The sequence below is a fragment of the Clavibacter sp. B3I6 genome, assembly GCF_030816895.1.
Classification (GTDB): domain Bacteria; phylum Actinomycetota; class Actinomycetes; order Actinomycetales; family Microbacteriaceae; genus Clavibacter.
Genome location: NZ_JAUSYL010000001.1, coordinates 802694 through 821740, shown reverse-complemented (window position 1 = coordinate 821740; position 19047 = coordinate 802694). Strand labels below are relative to the sequence as shown.

Genomic DNA, 19047 nt, shown 5'->3' with positions numbered 1-19047 from the left:
CGTGCTGCAGAAAGCTCCCGCGTGCCCCTGGTCCTCCCCCTCCCGTTCGAGATCGTCTCGCTGACGGTGCTCGTCCTCGTCCTCGTCGCCGACCTGCTGATCGTCTACCGCCGCCCGCACGTGCCGTCGACCAGGGAGTCCGCCCTCTGGGTCGCGTTCTACGTCGGCCTCGCGCTGGTCTTCGCGGTGATCATGCTGTTCGTCGCGGGCGGCGAGCACGCCGGCCAGTTCCTGGCGGGCTGGCTGACGGAGTACAGCCTCAGCATCGACAACCTGTTCGTGTTCGTCATCATCATGAGCCGGTTCAGCGTGCCCCGGAAGTACCAGCAGGAGGTGCTCATGGTGGGCATCATCATCGCGCTGGTGCTGCGCGGGATCTTCATCCTGCTGGGCGCGGAGCTCATCGAGAGCTACAGCTGGATCTTCTACATCTTCGGCGCGTTCCTGCTCTACACGGCGATCAAGCAGGCCGTGGGCGACGAGGACGAGGAGAGCGAGGACTCGCTCTTCATCCGCTTCCTCCGCCGGCGCCTCAACATCGCGCCCGACTTCGACGGCTCGAAGGTGCGCACCGTCATCGACGGCCGCAAGGTGCTGACGCCGATGGTGATCGTGTTCGTCTCGATCGGCACGACCGACCTGATCTTCGCGCTCGACTCGATCCCCGCGATCTTCGGCATCACCGAGTCGCCGTTCATCGTCTTCACCGCGAACATCTTCGCCCTCATGGGGGCCTCCGCCAGCTCTACTTCCTGCTCGGCGGGCTGCTCGACCGGCTCGTGTACCTCAAGTACGGGATCGCGTTCATCCTCTTCTTCATCGGCGTGAAGCTCGTGCTGCACGCCATGCACGAGAACACGCTGCCGTTCGTCAACGGCGGCGAGGGGATCGAGTGGGCGCCGGAGATCCCCACCGTCGTGAGCCTCGTGGTGATCCTCGCGTCGATGCTGGTGGCCACGGTCGCGAGCCTCATCAAGATGCGGGCCGACGGGACGCCCGTCACCGGTGCCGAGGCGGCGCCCGCCTCCGTCGAGACCGGCGACGACGAGCGGCCCGGGCGGTGACCGAGGTGCGCACCATCGCCCTCGGCGGGCTCCGGATCGACGTGTCCTGGTCCGCCCGCACCGACGTGGGCAGCGTGCGCGCCGTCAACGAGGACGGGCTCCTCGCCGACCCTCCCGTCTGGCTCGTCGCCGACGGCATGGGCGGCCACGCCTTCGGCGACCGCGCGAGCGCGACGCTCGTGGAGACCTTCGGCAGCCTGTCCGGCGACGCCCCCGTCACGCGCGACCTCATCGTGGAGGCGGTCGACGCGTCCAACGACGCCATCGGCGACCTCATCACGGGCGACGACCCGCCCGGCACGGTCGCCGGGACGACGCTCGCGGGCATCGCGCTGGTGCGCTCCGACGAGGGCGAGCCGCTCTGGATGGTCTTCAACGTGGGCGACTCCCGCGTGTACGCCTGGACCGACGGGCGCCTGCAGCAGGTCACCGTCGACCACTCGGCCGTGCAGGAGCTCGTGGACCAGGGCCGCATGACGCGCGCCGAGGCCGAGCGGAGCCCCGTGCGGAACCTCATCACGCGCGCCGTCGGATCCCACGACGAGGTCGCCGCCGACGAGTGGCTGCTGCGCGTCGCCGACCACCAGGTCTTCCTCATCTGCTCCGACGGGCTCACGAAGGAGCTCGACGACGAGGCCATCGCCGCCGTGCTGCACCTCGCGCACGCGGACGGCGGCGGCGTCGACCGCGCCGCGGACGCCCTGGTGGCGCAGGCGCTGGCGTCCGGCGGGCGCGACAACGTGACCGTCGTGGTCATCGAGGCGCACGCCCGGGACGCGGCTGCGGAGGCATCGCCCGGAGACGGGTCCGCGGGCGCGCCGTCGGGTGAGGAATAGCCGGGAACCCCCGGCGTTAGACTCCCATGATGCGCGAGGGCACCCTCGCGCCCCTGCCATGAGGAGAGCCGCGTGCAGCCTGCGAAGACCCTGGCCGAGAAGGTGTGGGCCGACCACCTGGTCGCCGAGGGCGAGGACGGGACCCCCGACCTCCTCTACATCGACCTCCACCTCGTCCACGAGGTGACGAGCCCCCAGGCGTTCGACGGCCTCCGGCTCGCCGGCCGTCCCGTGCGCCGCCCGGACCTCACGATCGCCACCGAGGACCACAACACGCCGACCATCGGGATCGACCGGCCCATCGCCGACCTCACGAGCCGCACGCAGATCCACACCCTCCGCAGGAACGCCGAGGAGTTCGGGATCCGGCTGCACTCGCTGGGCGACATCGAGCAGGGCATCGTCCACGTCGTGGGCCCCCAGCTCGGCCTCACGATGCCGGGCATCACCGTCGTCTGCGGCGACTCGCACACCTCCACGCACGGCGCGTTCGGCGCCATGGCCTTCGGCATCGGCACGAGCGAGGTCGAGCACGTCATGGCCACGCAGACCCTGCCGCTGCAGCCCTTCAAGACCATGGCCGTCACGGTCGAGGGCACGCTGCGCCCCGGCGTCACGGCGAAGGACATCATCCTCGCGGTCATCGCGCAGATCGGCACGGGCGGGGGGCAGGGCTACGTGCTCGAGTACCGCGGCAGCGCCATCCGCTCGCTCTCCATGGAGGGCCGCATGACGATCTGCAACATGTCGATCGAGGCGGGCGCCCGCGCCGGCATGGTCGCCCCCGACCAGACCACCTACGACTACCTGAAGGGCCGCGCGCACGCGCCCACGGGCGCCGACTGGGACGAGGCCGTCGCGTACTGGGACACGCTGCCGTCCGACGACGACGCGGTCTTCGACGCCGAGGTCTTCCTCGACGCCGACACCCTCGAGCCCTTCGTCACCTGGGGCACCAACCCCGGCCAGGGGGTCTCGCTCAGCGAGCCCGTGCCGAATCCCGCCGACGTCGCCGACCCGAACGAGCGCGCCGCCGCCGAGCGCGCGCTCGCCTACATGGACCTCGCCCCGGGCACGCCCATGAAGGAGATCGCGGTCGACACCGTGTTCATCGGCTCCTGCACGAACAGCCGCGTGGAGGACCTGCGGGCCGCCGCCGAGATCGTCCGCGGTCGCACCAAGGCCGAGGGCGTCCGCGTCATGGTCGTCCCGGGCAGCGCCCGCGTGCGGCTCGAGGCGGAGGCGGAGGGCATCGACAAGGTCTTCACCGACTTCGGCGCCGAGTGGCGCTTCGCCGGCTGCTCCATGTGCCTCGGCATGAACCCCGACCAGCTCGCGCCGGGGGAGCGCTGCGCCTCCACCAGCAACCGCAACTTCGAGGGTCGGCAGGGCAAGGGCGGCCGCACGCACCTGGTCTCGCCGCTCGTCGCGGCGGCCACCGCCATCCGCGGCACGCTCTCGAGCCCGTGGGACCTGCAGGAGGAGGGCGTGGTGGACGCCGCGTCGATCCGCCAGGCCGCCGCCGTCGGACAGGGGGCCTGAGCATGGAGCCCGTCAGCCGCGTCTCCGGGACCGCCGTCCCCCTCAAGCGCTCGAACGTCGACACGGATCAGATCATCCCGGCGCAGTTCCTCAAGCGGGTCACCAAGACCGGCTTCGAGGACGCCCTGTTCTTCCAGTGGCGCCAGGACCCCGACTTCTTCATCAACCAGCCGGTCTACCAGGGCGCCACGGTGCTCGTGACCGGACCGGACTTCGGCACGGGCTCGTCCCGCGAGCACGCCGTGTGGGCGCTGCGCGACTACGGCTTCCGGGCCGTGCTCAGCCCGAGGTTCGGCGACATCTTCCGCGGCAACTCGGGGAAGCAGGGCCTCCTCACGGGGATCGTGAGCGAGGACGACGTGAAGAGGCTGTGGGCCGCGATGGACGCGGAGCCCGGGCTCGACCTCACCGTCGATCTCGTCGAGCGGGTCGCCTCGGCACCCGGCCTGACGGTCCCCTTCGAGATCGACGAATACACTCGGTGGCGGCTCCTCGAGGGGCTCGACGACATCGCCCTCACCCTCCGGGACGAGGACGCCATCACCACCTTCGAACACAACCGGGCCTCATGGCGCCCGCGCACCTTGCCGGCCCGGCCGGCAGCTCTGGAGAACTGAATGAACTCACTAGTCAGCGACGCCAAGAAGGCGGGAGAGCGGGTGGGTCTCCTGTCCGACTCCATCGTCATCAACGGCGGCATCCCGCTGCGCGGCCGCATCGAGGTCCGCGGGGCCAAGAACCTGGCCACGAAGGCCATGGTCGCGTCCCTCCTGGGCGAGAGCCCCAGCCTCCTGCGCTCGGTGCCCGACATCAGCGACGTGCGCGTCGTCTCCGGCCTCCTCGAGGTGCACGGCGTCACGCTCCGCAAGGGCGAGCAGGAGGGCGACCTCATCCTCGACCCGAAGGACGTCGAGAGCGCCCACATGGCGGACATCGACGCCCACGCGGGCAGCTCGCGCATCCCGATCCTCTTCTGCGGCCCGCTGCTGCACCGGCTGGGCGAGGCGTTCATCCCCGACCTCGGCGGCTGCCGCATCGGCGACCGCCCCATCGACTTCCACCTGGACGCCCTGCGCGCCTTCGGCGCCGTCGTCGAGAAGCTCCCGAGCGGCATCCGCCTCACGGCGCCGAACGGGCTGACCGGCGCCAACGTCGAGCTGCCGTACCCGAGCGTCGGCGCGACGGAGCAGGTGCTCCTCACGGGCGTCCGCGCGAAGGGCATCACGGAGCTGAAGAACGCGGCGATCGAGCCCGAGATCATGGACCTCATCGCGATCCTGCAGAAGATGGGCGCGATCATCTCCGTCGAGCCCAACCGCGTGATCCTCATCGAGGGCGTCGACCGCCTCGAGGGCTACACGCACCGCGCGCTCTTCGACCGCAACGAGGCCGCGAGCTGGGCTTCGGCGGCGCTCGCCACGCAGGGCGACATCTTCGTCGGCGGCGTGCGCCAGGCCGAGATGATGACGTTCCTCAACGTGTTCCGGAAGGTCGGCGGCGCGTTCGACATCGAGGAGGACGGCATCCGGTTCTACCACCCGGGCGGCGACCTCAAGCCCGTGGTCATCGAGACCGACGTGCACCCCGGCTTCATGACCGACTGGCAGCAGCCGCTCGTCGTGGCCCTCACGCAGGCGCCCGGCGTCTCGATCATCCACGAGACCGTGTACGAGAACCGCTTCGGCTTCACGGACGCGCTCAACGAGATGGGCGCCGACATCGTCGTGCACAAGGAGGGCCTCGAGGGCCACGAGCGCCGCGTGGCGCGTCGCGACTTCGAGCAGGCCGCGGTCATCACGGGGCCGACGCACCTCCACGGCGCGGACATCACGGTGCCCGACCTCCGCGGCGGGTTCAGCCACCTCATCGCCGCGCTCACGGCCGAGGGCCGGTCCACCGTCAGCAACGTCGGGATCATCTCCCGCGGCTACGAGGACTTCATCGGGAAGCTGCGCCAGCTCGGCGCGGACTTCTCCTACGAGGGATAGCCTCGCCGGCGGCGCCCGCGCCGCCTCCGCCGACCGGGCGCGTCCCTCCGGACGCGCCCGGTCCTCCGCCGGGCGGATGACGCCCGACGGGCGACCGACGACGACCGCGACCGGACTGGAGACGCCATGGCGAACGAGAAGGCCCGACCGTCCATCTTCTGGGTGCTCGCGGCGCTCGTGCTGCCGGTGCTGAACGCGTCCGTCCGGTTCGACATCCGGAACCCCGAGCGCCTGCCGCGCACCGGTTCCTACGTGCTCGCCCCGAACCACTACAGCGAGATCGACCCCGTCGTCATGGGCGCGGTCGCGTGGAAGCTCGGCCGCCTGCCCCGCTTCCTCGCCAAGGCCTCGCTCTTCGACGTGCCCGTGGTGGGCTGGTTCCTCCGCCGCTCCGGGCAGATCCCCGTGCAGCGCGACGGCGGCGTCCGCGGCGGCCAGGCCCTCGAGTCGGCCGCGGAGCTGGCGCGCGACGGCCGCATCGTCGTCGTCTACCCCGAGGGGACGCTCACGCGCGACCCCGACCTCTGGCCCATGCGCGGGAAGACCGGCGCCGTCCGCCTCGCGCTGCAGGCCGGCATCCCCGTGATCCCCGCGGCCCACTGGGGCACGCAGGAGCTCATGGGCCGCTACTCGAAGCGCGTGCGGCTGTTCCGGCGAAAGACGATCCACGTCGTCATCGGCGAGCCCGTCGACCTCTCGCGCTTCCGCGACCGGAGCCTCGACTCCGCGACCCTCACCGAGGCGACCGCCGTCGTCATGGCGGCCATCACGCAGCTCGTGGAGGAGCTGCGCGGCGAGACCGCGCCCGCCGAGCGGTGGGATCCCCGCTCCAAGAACCAGAAGGAGACCGGCCGTTTTGAGTGACGCGACCGCGAGCGCCCGCACCGACCCCGCCCCGGGCCCCGACGCCGTGCACGGCGAGCGGCGCCGCATCGTCGTCCTCGGCGCCGGCAGCTGGGGCACCACCTTCGCGAAGGTCATGGCGGACGGCGGCGCCGACGTCGTCATGTGGGCCCGCCGGCCCGAGCTCGCCCGGGAGATCACCGAGGCGAAGCGCAACAGCGACTACCTGCCGGGCGTCAACCTGCCCCGGCGCCTCACCGCCGACGCCTCGCTCGAGCGCGTGCTCGCGGGCGCCACCGACGTGTTCGTCTCCGTGCCGAGCCAGACGCTGCGCGCCAACCTCGAGGCCGCGCGCGACCTCATCCCGTCCGACGCCGTGGTCGTCAGCCTCATGAAGGGCGTCGAGAAGGGCACGGGCCTCCGGATGAGCGAGGTGATCCAGGAGGTGCTCGGCATCGGGCCCGAGCGGATCGCCGTGGCCTCGGGCCCGAACCTCGCGCTCGAGATCGCGCGCGAGCAGCCGACCGCGGTCGTCGTGTCCTCCGCGGACCAGGCGACGGCCGAGCGGATCGCGAAGATCGCCCGCAGCCCCTACTTCCGCTCGTTCGTCAACACCGACGTCATCGGCACGGAGTTCGGCGGGGTCCTCAAGAACCTCATCGCGGTGGCGGTCGGCATCGTCGACGGCGTCGGGTACGGCGAGAACACGAAGGCGTCGATCATCACGCGCGGCCTCGCCGAGATGACCGCCTTCTCCGTGGCGTACGGCGCCCGGGCCGAGACGCTCGCGGGGCTCGCGGGCCTCGGCGACCTCATCGCCACGTGCGAGTCGTCGCTGTCCCGGAACAACACCGCGGGCCGCCTGCTCGGCCAGGGGTACAGCTTCACCGACGTCGTCACGAGCATGCAGCAGACGGCCGAGGGCCTGTCCTCCGTCGCGCCCGTGCTCGAGCTCGCGCGCCAGCGGGGCGTCCTCATGCCGATCGTCGAGCAGGTGGAGCAGGTCCTCGCGGGCACCCTGTCGCCGCGCGACATCGCCCCGCACCTCACCACCGACGACGACACCCCCCAGGGAGAGTGACCATGACCGACCGCATCCGGGTGGTGCTGCTGTTCGGCGGCACCTCCAGCGAGCACTCCATCAGCTGCGCCACCGCGAGCGGGGTGCTCGGCGCCATCGACCGCGAGCGCTTCGAGGTGGTCCCCGTCGGGATCACGCCGCGCGGCGCCTTCACGCTGCAGGAGGACGACGCGGCGGCGTTCGCGCTCGACGCCCGGGCGCTGCCCGAGGTCGCCGACAACGGCACGCGCGTGCGCTGGCCCGAGGACGCGTCCTCGCGCGAGCTCCGGGTCCGGGACGCGGACGGCGCGGAGCGGTCGCTCGGCCGCGTCGACGTCGTGCTCCCGATCCTGCACGGCACGCAGGGCGAGGACGGCACGGTCCAGGGCATGCTCGAGCTCGCCGGGCTGCCCTACGTCGGATCGGGCGTGCTCGCCTCGGCGCTCGGCATGGACAAGCACTTCGCCAAGACCGTGCTGCAGGCGGCCGGCATCCGGGTCGCCCCGTGGATCACGGTGTCGCGCCACGAGTGGCAGGCGGATCCCGCGGGCGTCCGGGCGCGCGCCGCGGAGCTCGCGCTGCCGGCCTTCGTGAAGCCCGCGCGCGCGGGATCCAGCGTGGGCGTCAGCCGGGTCGCGGAGCCGGGCGCGCTCGACGCCGCGCTCGAGATCGCGTTCCGCGAGGACGACCGCGTGCTCGTCGAGGCGGGCCTCGTCGGCCGCGAGGTGGAGTGCGCCATCCTCGACGACGGGCCCGGCCGCGCGCCGCGCGCGTCCGTCGCGGGCGAGATCGTCGTCTCCGGGCGCGACTTCTACGACTTCGAGGCCAAGTACCTCGGTGCCGACGGCATCGACCTGGTGTGCCCGGCGGACGTGACCGAGGCGGAGCTCGCCGAGATGCAGGAGCTGTCGGTCCGGGCGTTCCGGGCGGTCGACGGCCGCGGGCTCGCGCGCGTGGACTTCTTCCTCACGGCCGACGGCTTCGTGCTCAACGAGGTCAACACGATGCCGGGCTTCACGCCCATCTCGATGTTCCCCGCCTGCTGGCAGGCGTCGGGCCTCGCGTACCCGGACCTCATCTCGCGGCTGCTCGACGTGGCGCTCGCGTGGGAGGCGGATGGCGCCCGCGCCTGAGGCCGTGGACCGTCCGCGTCGCCGCGGCCCGGTCGCCGCGCGACGATGCGCCTAGGCTCGGGCGCATGCTCGTAGGACGATCCGTCGCCCGGCCCCGCCTCCATCCCGACGCCCGGTCCGCGCCGCTCGTCCGGGCAGGCGGCCGTCGTCCCGGCATGCCGGCGGCCCGCCCGACGGTGTCCGTGGTCATCCCCGTGCGCGACGACGCCGGGCACCTCCGCGCGTGCCTCGCGGCCCTCGCCGGCCAGAGCGTCGCGCCCGACGAGGTCGTGGTGGTCGACAACGCGTCGCGCGACGACAGCGCCGCGGTCGCGCGGGCGGCGGGCGCCCGCGTGGTGCACGAGCCGGTCGTGGGGATCCCCGCGGCGGCGTCCGCCGGCTACGACGCGGCGCGGCACGAGGTGATCGCGCGGCTCGACGCGGACTGCGTGCCGCCCGTCGACTGGATCGAGCGGCTCGGCGACGTGCTCGCCGCGCGCCCCGACGTCGTCGCCGTCACGGGCGCGGCGCGCTTCCTGGACGGGCCGCGCGCCCTCCGCCGGGTCGCGGCGGTCGCCTACCTCGGCGCCTACTTCGCCTCGGTCACGCTCGCGCTCGGGCACCCGCCGCTGTTCGGGTCCAACTTCGCGTTGCGTCGCGACGCCTGGCTCGAGGTGCGCACCGACGTGCACCGCGCGGGCACGCACCTGCACGACGACATCGACCTGTCCGTCCACCTCGGGCCGGAGCGGCGCATCGTGCTCGACCCGCGCCTCGGGATGGGGATCAGCATGCGGCCGCTCACCCGGCCGTCGACCCTGCCGCTGCGGATGAGCAGGGGCGTGACCTCGCTCACGCTGCACTGGCCGGACGACGCGCCGTGGCAGCGCTGGCGGCGGGTGGGACGCCTCGCGCTCGACGGGCGGGACGCGCGGCGCGGCCGGGTGGGCGGGACGGCGCGGCGGGACGCATCCGACGAGGCGGGCCCCGGGGATCCGGTGCCGCCCGCGACGGGACCACTGCCGGTCAGCTCCCGGGAGGCGGCGCGTCGCCCAGGTCCTGCGCGCTGACGCAGGCGGCGGTCTGCGGGATGACCGAGACGACCCCGCTGAGGTCGGTGAGCGCCGTGTAGCTCGCCTGCGTGGAGTCGATGACGACCTCCACGGCGGGCGTGCGGCCGAAGGTCGTGTAGCGGATGTTCGGCGCGCCCGAGTCGTCCTCGACCCAGTCGACGTCGTCGTAGCTGATGCACGCGTCGGTCGTGGGGCCGGGCGTCGCGACGCCGCAGCGGAGGATGACCGTGCTCTGCGGGTCGCCCCACGCGGCCGTGCCCTGCGCGTCGGTCTCGCGGAGCGGGGCGGTGCCGAGCACGGCGGGGAGGTGGACGACCACGTCGGCGCAGAGCGGATCCGTCGCGCCCGGGGCGGCCTCGAGCGAGACGGTGGGGGCGCACCCGGCGACGGCGAGGGCGATGCCGCACGCGGCGACGGCGACGGCGGCGGCGCGGAGGGCGCGGGCGGGGCGGCGGGGACTCATCGCGGTCAGGCTACCGTGGCAGTCGTGACGACTCCTGGGACGCCCTCCGCCGCGCATCCGACCGACGGGGGCGCCGCGGGCCCCGCGGACGCGGCGGACGCCGCGACGCTCGGGAGCGCGGGCGAGCTCGCGACCCTGGCGCGGATCCTGCCGCACCTGCCGGCCGCCGACGCCGCGGACGTGGGACCCGGCGACGACTGCGCGGTCGTGCGGGCGCCCGACGGCCGCTTCGTGATCACGACCGACATGATGATCGAGGGACCCGACTTCCGCCTGGCCTGGTCGTCCTTCCACGACCTCGGTCGGCGCGCCGCGACCTCGAACCTCGCCGACGTCGCCGCCATGGGCGCGCGGCCGTCGGCGCTCCTCGTGGCGATCGCGGCGCCCGCCGGCACGCGCGTCGCCGACCTCGAGGCCCTCGCCGACGGCCTCCGCGAGGGCTGCCGGCTGCAGGCGCCGGGCTGCGGCGTCGTGGGCGGCGACCTGTCCGTCTCGGACGCGCTGGCGATCACGGTGACGGCCACGGGCGACCTCGAGGGGCGCGACCCCGTGCTCCGCTCCGGCGCCCGCCCCGGCGACGTGATCGCCGTGGCCGGGACCCTCGGGATGGCCGCGGCCGGCGTCCGCCTCCTCTTCGACCACGCGCGGAGCACCCGGGCGGGCGGGGAGCCCGTGCCCGACGCCGGCCTCGCCCGCGCCCTGCGCGCCGCGCACCCGGCCGCGGTGGAGGCGCAGCTCGCTCCCGTCGCGCCCCTCGGGGCCGGCGCGGACGCCGCGCGGGCCGGGGCGACCGCCATGCTCGACGTGTCCGACGGCCTGCTCCTCGACCTCGCCCGGATGGCACGCGCGAGCGGCGCGGCGATCGACCTCGGTTCGGCCGCCCTCGCCGAGGACGCGCGCCGCGTCGCCGCCGCCCACCCGTCCCTGCCGCCCGTCGCGCTCGACCTCGTGCTCACCGGGGGAGAGGACCACGCGCTCGTCGCGGCGTTCCCCGCGGACGCGGAGCTGCCCGCGCCGTTCCGGGCGATCGGCCTCGTCACCGAGCCCGCCGCCGGGGGACCGGCGGTCACGGTCGACGGCGTGCCGTACGCCGGTCCGCGCACGCCGCTCGGCGGCTGGGACCCGTACGCCGACTGGGACGGCGCGCGCTAGGCGCCCGCGGGCTCCGTGCCGTCGTCCGCGTCGGGGCGCTCGGCCGGCTCGCCGTCCGCGGGCGCCGCCGCCGCCGCGACCGCCCACCACACGACCGTGTCGCCGTACGCCTTCCGGCGGTCGCGCGCGATCCCCGCGGGCCACGCCGGCTCGGCCGACCGCGCGCTGCGCTCCACCATGACGACCGCGCCGCCGACGAGGCGGGGGACCAGCGCCGCCAGCTCGTCCGCCAGCTCCGCGTCGCCCACCTCGTAGGGCGGGTCGAGGAACGCGACGTCGTACGCGCCGCGGTCGCCCGCGAGGAAGGCGTGCACGCTCTGGGCGGCCACGCGGATCCGCGGGACGGCGTCGCGGGGCGCGGCCCGCTCGATCAGCAGCGCGTTCGACCGGCACACGGCCGCCGCGGGCACGGCGCGCTCCACGAGGACGACCTCGCTCGCGCCGCGGCTGGCGGCCTCGAGGCCCAGGGCGCCGGAGCCGGCGTACAGGTCGAGCACGCGCGCGCCGTCGAGCGCGTCCCGGGCCTCGAGCCCGGAGAAGAGGGCCTCGCGCACGCGGTCGCTCGTGGGTCGGGTGCCGGTTCTGGGCACGCGCAGGACGAGGGACCCGGCGTAGCCGGCGACGATGCGGGTCATGCGCGCGGGCGTGGGGAGGCGGCGTTCGGGGCGGAGCTCACGGGCCCCCACGCTACCCGCCCTGTCCGCGGCCAGCTCCGCCCCGGACGCTCCCGGATCCCTGACGTATGCTCCAAGCACGCCCACGACGCTGGAGGATCTGCGTGACGAGCCCCGAGTCCGAGTCCGTTCCCCTGCACGCCGGATCGGGCCCGCACCCCGCCCGCATCCGCTCCGCCGCGCGCCGGGCCCCGGCATCCTCCGCCCACGCCATGCCGCTCGCGGAGGTGCGCCGGCTCGCCGACCTCATCCTCGCGAACGTCGACGCGGTCCTCTCCGGCAAGCACGAGGCCACGCGCATGGCGCTCACGGTGTTCCTCTCCGGCGGCCACCTCCTCATCGAGGACGTGCCGGGCGTCGGCAAGACCATGCTCGCGAAGGCCCTCGCGCGGAGCGTCGACTGCACGGTCAACCGGATCCAGTTCACGCCCGACCTGCTCCCGTCGGACGTCACGGGCGTCTCCGTCTACAGCCAGGCGGACCACCGCTTCGAGTTCCAGCCGGGCGCCGTGTTCGCGAACATCGTCATCGGCGACGAGATCAACCGCGCGAGCCCCAAGACGCAGTCCGCGCTCCTCGAGTGCATGGAGGAGGGCCAGGTCACGGTCGACGGCGTCACGCACGGCCTCCAGCAGCCCTTCACCGTGGTCGCCACGCAGAACCCGGTGGAGATGGAGGGCACGTACGCGCTGCCCGAGGCGCAGCGCGACCGCTTCATGGCCCGCATCTCGATGGGCTACCCGGACGCCGCCGCCGAGCTCGCGATGCTCCGCGACCGCGACACCGTCAGCCCGCTCGACGAGCTGCGGCCCGTGGTCGACGCGGACGAGCTCGACGCGATGATGCACGCGGCCCGCGGCGTCTACGTGTCCGACCCCGTGTCGCGCTACGCCGTCGCGATCGTGCAGGCCACGCGCGGCCACGAGGAGATCCGCCTCGGCGCGAGCCCCCGCGCCACCCTCCAGCTCATCCGCGCCGCCAAGACCCGCGCGGCGCTCGACGGGCGCGACTTCGTGCTGCCCGACGACATCGACGCGCTCGCGGCGCCCGTGCTCGGGCACCGGCTCGTCGCGACCGGCCGCGCCCTCGGGCAGGGCGGTCGCGGGCAGGCCGCGGTCGTCGAGATCCTCGAGCGCATCGTCGCCTCCACCTCCGTGCCGCTGAGCGCCGCGGGACGGACGCGCTGAGCCCGTGCCGCCCCTCGCGCGCCTGATGCGCCGGATCGGCATCGAGGCCGTCCCGCATCCGACCCTCCGCGGCATCGCCCTGCTCGCCGCCGGCGTGGCCGCGTTCGCGGGCGCGTTCATCGCGGGCCGGCGCGAGTTCGTCTTCATCGGCGTGGCCGTCCTCGCCCTGCCGCTGCTCGCCGCCGCGTGGCTCGTCGTCGCGCGCGTGCGGCTGCACGTCGCGCGCTCCTTCACGTCGACCGTGGTGGAGGCCGGCACGCCGACGACCGTCACGGTGTCCGTCGCGAACGTCGGCCCCATGCCGACGCCGCGCTCCTGGGTGCTCGACCTCGTGCCGGGCGCGGAGGGGGCGACGCCGCCTGCGGAGCTGCCGTCCCTGCGGGGCCTCGCGCGCGGGACCCGCCGGTCGTCAGCCCGGCCCGTGCTCCGCTACGACCTCACGCCCGAGCGCCGCGGGATCCACGAGGTGGGTCCGCTCGCCGTCGAGGAGCACGACCCGTTCCGCCTGATGGGGCTCCGGCACGTCGCGGGCGCCACGTCGCGTCTGGTGGTCACGCCCCGGCTCGCGGACCTCGCGGCCGAGCCCGGCGGGCAGGTCGCCTCGGAGGGCGAGTCCGAGCGCGTGCAGCGCCGCTCCGACGGCGGCGAGGACGACCTCGGCACGCGCGAGTACCGCGCGGGCGACCCCATGCGCCGCGTGCACTGGCGCGCGACGGCGCGGCACGGCGAGCTCATGGTGCGCCAGGAGGAGCAGCGCTCGAGCCCCCGCTCCCTGGTCCTGCTCGACACGCGTGCCGCGGGCTTCCCCCTGCACGCGGACGACGACGGCGACTCCGACCGCGCCTTCGAGCGCGCGGTCGCCTTCGCGGCGTCCGTCGGCGTGCACCTGCAGCGCGGCGGGTACGCGGTGCAGCTCGTCGAGACCGCGGGCGGATCCGGCGCCGCGGCCACCCGCCCCGGCGACGGCGCCGCGGCCGAGGCCGAGCTGCTCCTGCACCTGGCCGAGGTGCGGCCGGCCGCCGCCGATCCGGCGCGCGACGGCGTGCAGGACGCCCTGTCGGAGATCCGCCGCAGCCGCCGGGCCGTGCCGATGCACGCCGTCCTCGGCCACCTCGACGAGCGGGAGGCCCGTCGCCTCGCGGGCTTCGGCGCCGCCTGCCGCCCCGCGGTCGCGTTCCTCGCGCACGCCGGGCGCGTCGACGGGCGGGACGACCGGGAGGCCGTCCGGATCCTCCGCGAGGCCGGCTGGCGCACCGTCGTCCTCGACGAGGACACGACCCCCGCCGACGCGTGGCGCGCCGCGCGGACCGAGGAGATGGCCCGATGACCGACCTGGACGCCGTGGGCCTGGGCGGACGCGAGCGCTGGTCCGTCGAGCCGCGCCCCCTCCCGGGCGAGCGCGCGGGCGGGCCCGGCGCGCCGAGGCGCGACGCGAGCGGATCCGGCGCGGGTCCGGGCCGCCGGACGCCGGGCACCGGTCGCGCCGCCGCCCGCTGGCCGCTCACCGCCGCGCTCGGCGTGGCCCTCCTGTCCGCGGCCGCGAGCCTCCACCTCCTCGTCGAGCCGGGCCCCTGGTTCGTCATCTGCGTCGTGCTCGTCGCGGCCGTCCTCGCATCCTCCGCCCTCCTCCGCGCCGCAGGCCTGCCCCGCCTCCTCGCCTCGGCGGGCGGGCTCGTGGTCCTGGTGCTCCTGGTGACGCTCGTGTTCGCCGGGGGCACCGCCGTGCTCGGCGTGATCCCCACCCCGGAGACCCTGCGCACGCTCGTCGCGGTGGGGCAGCAGGCGGGGGAGGAGATCTACCGCCGCTCCGCGCCCGTCCCGCCGATCGCGTCCATCGTCTTCGTGGTCGTCGGGTCGGTGGGCGCCCTGGCGGTCGTGCTCGACGTGCTCGCGCACGCGCTCCGCCTGCCCGCGGTCACCGGACTGCCGCTGCTCGTGCTCGTCTCCGTGCCCGGCGCCGTCCTCGTGGGCGAGTTCTCCCTCGCGTCCTTCGCGGCCACGGTCCTCGCCTGGTTCGCGGTGCTCGCGGCCGACGCGCGCGACGCCGACCGCGAGGGCGGGTGGCGGGGATCCAGCCTCCTCGGCGGTCCGCGCCCCGACCCCGTGCCGCGCGCGCGGTCCTCGTCCGGGCGCCCCGCCGCCTCCGCGCGCACGGCGCTCGCCTCGGCGGGCGCGCTCGCGGGCGGCGCCGTCGTGCTCTCGCTCGTCGTCCCCGCGATCGTCCCGGGTCTCACGTCCGCCACGTTCCCGTCGGCCTCCGGGTCGGGCTCGGGCGGCTCGCGCATCGTCAACCCGATCCTGGACCTCGGCGACGACCTCCGCCGCCCTGTCGACGTCGAGGCGCTCCGGTACACCACCGAGTCGCCCACGGAGCTCTACTTCAAGGTCACGACGCTCTCGCGCTTCGAGGGCGAGGAGTGGGCGCCGTCGCCGCTGCGCCCGCCGGACGGCAACACGGTCGACGCGATCGGCCCCGACCTCGGGGCGGGATCCGACGTCCCGGTCGAGGACGTCGAGACGCGCGTGCAGGTGGAGGGCTCCTCGAGCGCCTGGCTGCCGGTGCCGTACGCGCCGCGGAGCGTCGACGGGCTCGAGGGATCCTGGCGCTGGTCGGAGCAGGGCCTCGCGATCCGCTCGTCCGACTCCGACAGCCGCCGGCAGAGCTACACGGTCCGCTCCGAGCTGCCGCGCCCCACGCGCGAGCAGCTCGAGGACGTGGCGCCGGCGACGGACGACGAGCTGCGCCCGTTCCTGCAGATCCCCGACGGCACCCCGGAGGTCATCGCGTCGACGACGGCCGACGTGCTCGCCGGGCTCGACGCGCCGTACGACCAGGCCATCGCCCTCCAGGAGTTCTTCCGGGGAGGTCAGTTCCTCTACTCGGAGGAGGCGCCCGTCCAGCAGGGCTACGACGGCAGCGGCGTGGACGTCGTGGGGGAGTTCCTGCGGGTGAGGTCCGGCTACTGCGTGCACTTCGCCTCGGCCATGGCGATCATGGCGCGCGAGGCGGGCATCCCCTCGCGCGTGGCCGTGGGCTACCTCCCGGGCGACCAGGTGGCGCGCGACGGCGACCTCATCACCTACCGCGTCGGATCCCACGACCTCCACTCCTGGCCGGAGCTGTACTTCGCCGGCGTCGGCTGGATCGCGTTCGAGCCCACCCCCGGCCGCGGCCAGGCCGCGCCGTACGCGCAGCCCTCCGCCGCCCCGACCGCCGCGCCCACCCCGTCGGCCTCGCCCACCCCCGCGGCGGAGCCGACCGCGACGGCCACGCCGGCCCCGACCGCGTCGGCAGCCCCCGGCGCGAGCGGCGCGACCGCCGTCCGGATCCCGTGGGCCGCGCTCGGCACCGCCGCCCTCGTCCTCCTCGTCCTGGCCCTGCTCGCGACCCCGGCGCTCGTCCGTCGGGCGCGCCGCCGCGGTCGCCTCCGCGCGCTCGAGGCCGGGGACGCGCCGGCCGGCACCGCCTGGCGCGAGGCGGAGGACCGGGCGGTCGACCTCGGGATCCGCGTCCCCGACACCGAGTCGCCGCGCGAGCTGGGCCGTCGCCTGGCCGCGGACGACGCGTCGCTCGCCGACCCCGTCGCCCTGCTGGTCGGCGTCCGCGAGCGTGAGCGCTTCGCCCGGACCGGCGTGCCGGTCGACCGCGCATCCGGCGCCGCGCAGGCGGGTGCCCTCGTCGCGCTGGGCGACGCGCTCCGCGCCCGCGCGGGCCGCCTCGACCGCGTCCTCGCGCTCGCGGCCCCGCGCTCGCTCGTCCGCCGACGCCCCCGCGGCGACGACGAGGCGCCGGGAGACGGGGCTCAGGCGACGGCCGCGGGACGCCCGGCGTCGGACGCCCCTCGTACACTCGGAGGATGACGGGATCCGACGCCGCGCTCGCGGGCGTCGTGGGCGGCCGCACCGCCGGCGTGCTGCAGAAGGCCTTCGGGCTGCGCACCGTCGCCGACCTCCTCGAGCACCTGCCGCGCCGGTACGCGCGCCGGGGCGAGCTCACCGCCCTCGCCGAGCTGCCGGTCGACCAGCAAGCCACCATCGTCGCCGAGGTCCGGGAGGTCCGCGAGCGCCCCATGCGCGCCCGGCGCGGCAGCATCCTCGAGGTGCGGATCACCGACGGCCGCGGCTTCCTCACCCTCACCTTCTTCAACCAGGCGTGGCGCGCCAAGGACCTCGTGCCGGGCGTCCGCGGGATCTTCGCGGGCAAGGTCAGCGACTACCGCGGGGCCCTGCAGCTCGCCCACCCCGACTACGAGCTGTTCGACGCGCACGAGGGCCCGGAGCTCTCCGGCGGCGAGCCCGACGCCGCGGCGCGGCGCTGGGCCGAGATGCCCATCCCCATCTACCCGGCCACCGCGTCGATGGCGAGCTGGCAGGTCGCGAAGTCCGTGGCGCTCGCGCTCGACGCGGTCGACGACCTCGAGGACCCGGTGCCGGCCGACGTCCGGACCGAGCGCGGCCTCGTGCCGTTCCGCGCGGCGCTCGAGGGCGTGCACCGGCCGGAGAGGGACGTCGACTGGAAGCGCGGCCGCGACGCCCTCCGCTTCCAGGAGGCGTTCGTCCTCCAGACGGCGCTGCTGCAGCGGAGGCAGGCGGCGCGCGCGCTGCCGGCCACCCCGCGCGTCCCGTCGCCCGGCGGCCGCCTCTCCCGCCTCGACGCGCAGCTGCCCTTCGAGCTCACGGGCGACCAGCGGCTCGTGGGGGAGGAGATCGCGGCGGACATGTCCCGCACCTGGCCCATGAACCGGCTCGTGCAGGGCGAGGTCGGCTCCGGCAAGACGCTCGTCGCGCTCCGGGCGATGCTCGCGGTCGCCGACTCCGGCGGCCAGTCCGCGCTCCTCGCGCCCACCGAGGTGCTCGCCAGCCAGCACCTCCGCTCGCTCACCGCATCCCTCGGCCCCGACCTCGCGGCCGAGCTGATGCCGACCCTCCTCACCGGGCAGCTGTCGACCGCCGACCGGAAGCGGGCGCTCCTCCGCATCGTGAGCGGGCAGGCGCGCATCGTCGTCGGCACGCACGCGCTGCTCGGCGATCGCGTCGAGTTCCTCGACCTCGGCCTCGTCGTGGTCGACGAGCAGCACCGGTTCGGCGTCGACCAGCGCGAGGCGCTCCGCCGGAAGGGCGGCACGCCGCCGCACGTCCTCGTGCTCACCGCCACGCCCATCCCGCGCACGGTCGCCATGACGGTGTTCGGCGACCTCGACGTGTCGACCATCGCCGAGCTGCCGAGCGGCCGCCAGCCCATCGCGTCGTTCGTGGTCCCGCTGCACGAGCACCCGGGATGGGTCGAGCGGGTCTGGGAGCGCACGGCGGAGGAGGTCCAGAAGGGGCGCCAGGCGTTCGTCGTGTGCCCCGCGATCGACCCGCAGGACCCCGACGCGGAGGACGAGGACGCCGCGGCGGACGGCGAGGACGGCGCGCCCGCGCGCCCCGCGCTCGCGACCGTCACCGAGGTGGACGCGCTCCTCGCCGCCCACCCGCGCCTCGGATCCGTGCGCCGCGCCCTGCTGCACGGCCGCATGTCGGGGGAGGAGAAGGACCGCGTCATGCGCGCCTTCTCCGCGGGCGACATCGACCTCATCGTCGCCACCACGGTCATCGAGGTCGGCGTCGACGTGCCCAACGCCTCGACCATGGTGATCCTCGACGCCGACCGCTTCGGCGTCTCCCAGCTGCACCAGCTGCGCGGCCGCGTCGGCCGCGGCGGCGTGCCGGGCCTCTGCCTCATGGTCACGCACGCCGAGCCCGAGACCGTCGCGCGCGAGCGCGTGGACGCGGTCGCGGCGACGCTCGACGGGTTCGAGCTCGCCCGCGTCGACCTGGAGCTCCGGCGCGAGGGGAACGTGCTCGGCACGAACCAGTCCGGCGGCCGCTCGTCCCTCCGGCTGCTGCGCGTGGCCCAGGACGGCGACCTCATCGAGTCCGCGCGCGAGCACGCGCACGACGTGCTGGAGGCGTCGCCGGACCTCGCCGGTCACCCGGCGCTCGCCCGCGCTCTCGCCCGCCGGCTGGACGACGAGGAGCGCGCGTTCCTCGACAAGAACTGACGCGGGTCC

General features: G+C 75.1%; 15 protein-coding genes and 1 pseudogene. 14 read left to right on the top strand and 2 right to left on the bottom strand.

Features of this window, described 5'->3' with window-relative positions:
* Nucleotides 1-21 precede the first annotated feature (21 nt).
* From QFZ62_RS03840 to QFZ62_RS03800, 9 genes and pseudogenes are all read left to right on the top strand, one after another.
* Nucleotides 22-1064 (top strand): annotated as a pseudogene (locus QFZ62_RS03840) (TerC family protein).
* On the top strand, nt 1061-1900 hold the full coding sequence (locus tag QFZ62_RS03835) for a PP2C family serine/threonine-protein phosphatase (protein WP_307501896.1): 840 nt from the start codon (nt 1061-1063) through the stop codon (nt 1898-1900). The pseudogene QFZ62_RS03840 and the gene QFZ62_RS03835 overlap by 4 nt, the downstream one beginning before the upstream one ends.
* Nucleotides 1901-1972: 72 nt before the next feature.
* Nucleotides 1973-3442, top strand: a complete 1470-nt coding sequence (gene leuC / locus QFZ62_RS03830; protein ID WP_307501894.1) for a 3-isopropylmalate dehydratase large subunit — start codon at nt 1973-1975, stop codon at nt 3440-3442.
* A gap of 2 nt (nt 3443-3444) precedes the next feature.
* On the top strand, nt 3445-4059 hold the full coding sequence (leuD, locus tag QFZ62_RS03825; RefSeq protein WP_307501892.1) for a 3-isopropylmalate dehydratase small subunit: 615 nt from the start codon (nt 3445-3447) through the stop codon (nt 4057-4059).
* A complete protein-coding gene (murA, locus tag QFZ62_RS03820; RefSeq protein ID WP_307501889.1) occupies nt 4060-5430 on the top strand; it encodes a UDP-N-acetylglucosamine 1-carboxyvinyltransferase in 1371 nt (456 codons plus the stop codon).
* Nucleotides 5431-5556: 126 nt separating this feature from the next.
* Entirely contained in the window at nt 5557-6294 is a 738-nt protein-coding gene (locus QFZ62_RS03815; protein ID WP_307501886.1) for a 1-acyl-sn-glycerol-3-phosphate acyltransferase, read from the top strand.
* Nucleotides 6287-7354, top strand: coding sequence for an NAD(P)H-dependent glycerol-3-phosphate dehydrogenase (locus QFZ62_RS03810; protein ID WP_307501884.1), 1068 nt, complete (start codon nt 6287-6289; stop codon nt 7352-7354). The genes QFZ62_RS03815 and QFZ62_RS03810 overlap by 8 nt, the downstream gene beginning before the upstream one ends.
* Before the next feature lie 2 nt (nt 7355-7356).
* A complete protein-coding gene (locus tag QFZ62_RS03805) occupies nt 7357-8466 on the top strand; it encodes a D-alanine--D-alanine ligase family protein (RefSeq protein WP_307501881.1) in 1110 nt (369 codons plus the stop codon).
* Between the two features lie 65 nt (nt 8467-8531).
* A complete protein-coding gene (locus QFZ62_RS03800; RefSeq protein ID WP_307501879.1) occupies nt 8532-9515 on the top strand; it encodes a glycosyltransferase family 2 protein in 984 nt (327 codons plus the stop codon).
* On the opposite strand, the gene QFZ62_RS03795 is transcribed toward QFZ62_RS03800, so the two are convergent.
* Nucleotides 9472-9981, bottom strand: coding sequence for a DUF3515 family protein (locus tag QFZ62_RS03795; RefSeq protein ID WP_307501876.1), 510 nt, complete (start codon nt 9979-9981; stop codon nt 9472-9474). The genes QFZ62_RS03800 and QFZ62_RS03795 overlap by 44 nt on opposite strands.
* A 24-nt stretch (nt 9982-10005) precedes the next feature.
* On the opposite strand from QFZ62_RS03795, the gene QFZ62_RS03790 reads away from it, so the two are divergent.
* A complete protein-coding gene (locus QFZ62_RS03790; RefSeq protein ID WP_307501874.1) occupies nt 10006-11133 on the top strand; it encodes a thiamine-phosphate kinase in 1128 nt (375 codons plus the stop codon).
* Here the strand turns inward: QFZ62_RS03790 and QFZ62_RS03785 are convergent.
* Entirely contained in the window at nt 11130-11768 is a 639-nt protein-coding gene (locus QFZ62_RS03785) for an RsmD family RNA methyltransferase (protein WP_307501871.1), read from the bottom strand. The two genes, QFZ62_RS03790 and QFZ62_RS03785, sit on opposite strands and share 4 nt — an antisense overlap.
* A gap of 251 nt (nt 11769-12019) precedes the next feature.
* Between QFZ62_RS03785 and QFZ62_RS03780 the strand changes: the two genes are divergently transcribed.
* The 4 genes from QFZ62_RS03780 to QFZ62_RS03765 are packed head-to-tail and all read left to right on the top strand — an operon-like array spanning nt 12020 to nt 19038.
* Nucleotides 12020-12994, top strand: a complete 975-nt coding sequence (locus QFZ62_RS03780) for a MoxR family ATPase (RefSeq protein WP_307507679.1) — start codon at nt 12020-12022, stop codon at nt 12992-12994.
* Nucleotides 12995-12998: 4 nt separating this feature from the next.
* Complete coding sequence (locus QFZ62_RS03775) at nt 12999-14321, top strand: DUF58 domain-containing protein (protein ID WP_307501868.1); 1323 nt, start codon at nt 12999-13001, stop codon at nt 14319-14321.
* Nucleotides 14318-16855, top strand: coding sequence for a DUF3488 and transglutaminase-like domain-containing protein (locus QFZ62_RS03770; RefSeq protein WP_307501865.1), 2538 nt, complete (start codon nt 14318-14320; stop codon nt 16853-16855). Before QFZ62_RS03775 ends, QFZ62_RS03770 begins: the two co-directional genes overlap by 4 nt.
* A complete protein-coding gene (locus QFZ62_RS03765; RefSeq protein WP_307501862.1) occupies nt 16852-19038 on the top strand; it encodes an ATP-dependent DNA helicase RecG in 2187 nt (728 codons plus the stop codon). Before QFZ62_RS03770 ends, QFZ62_RS03765 begins: the two co-directional genes overlap by 4 nt.
* Nucleotides 19039-19047 lie beyond the last annotated feature (9 nt).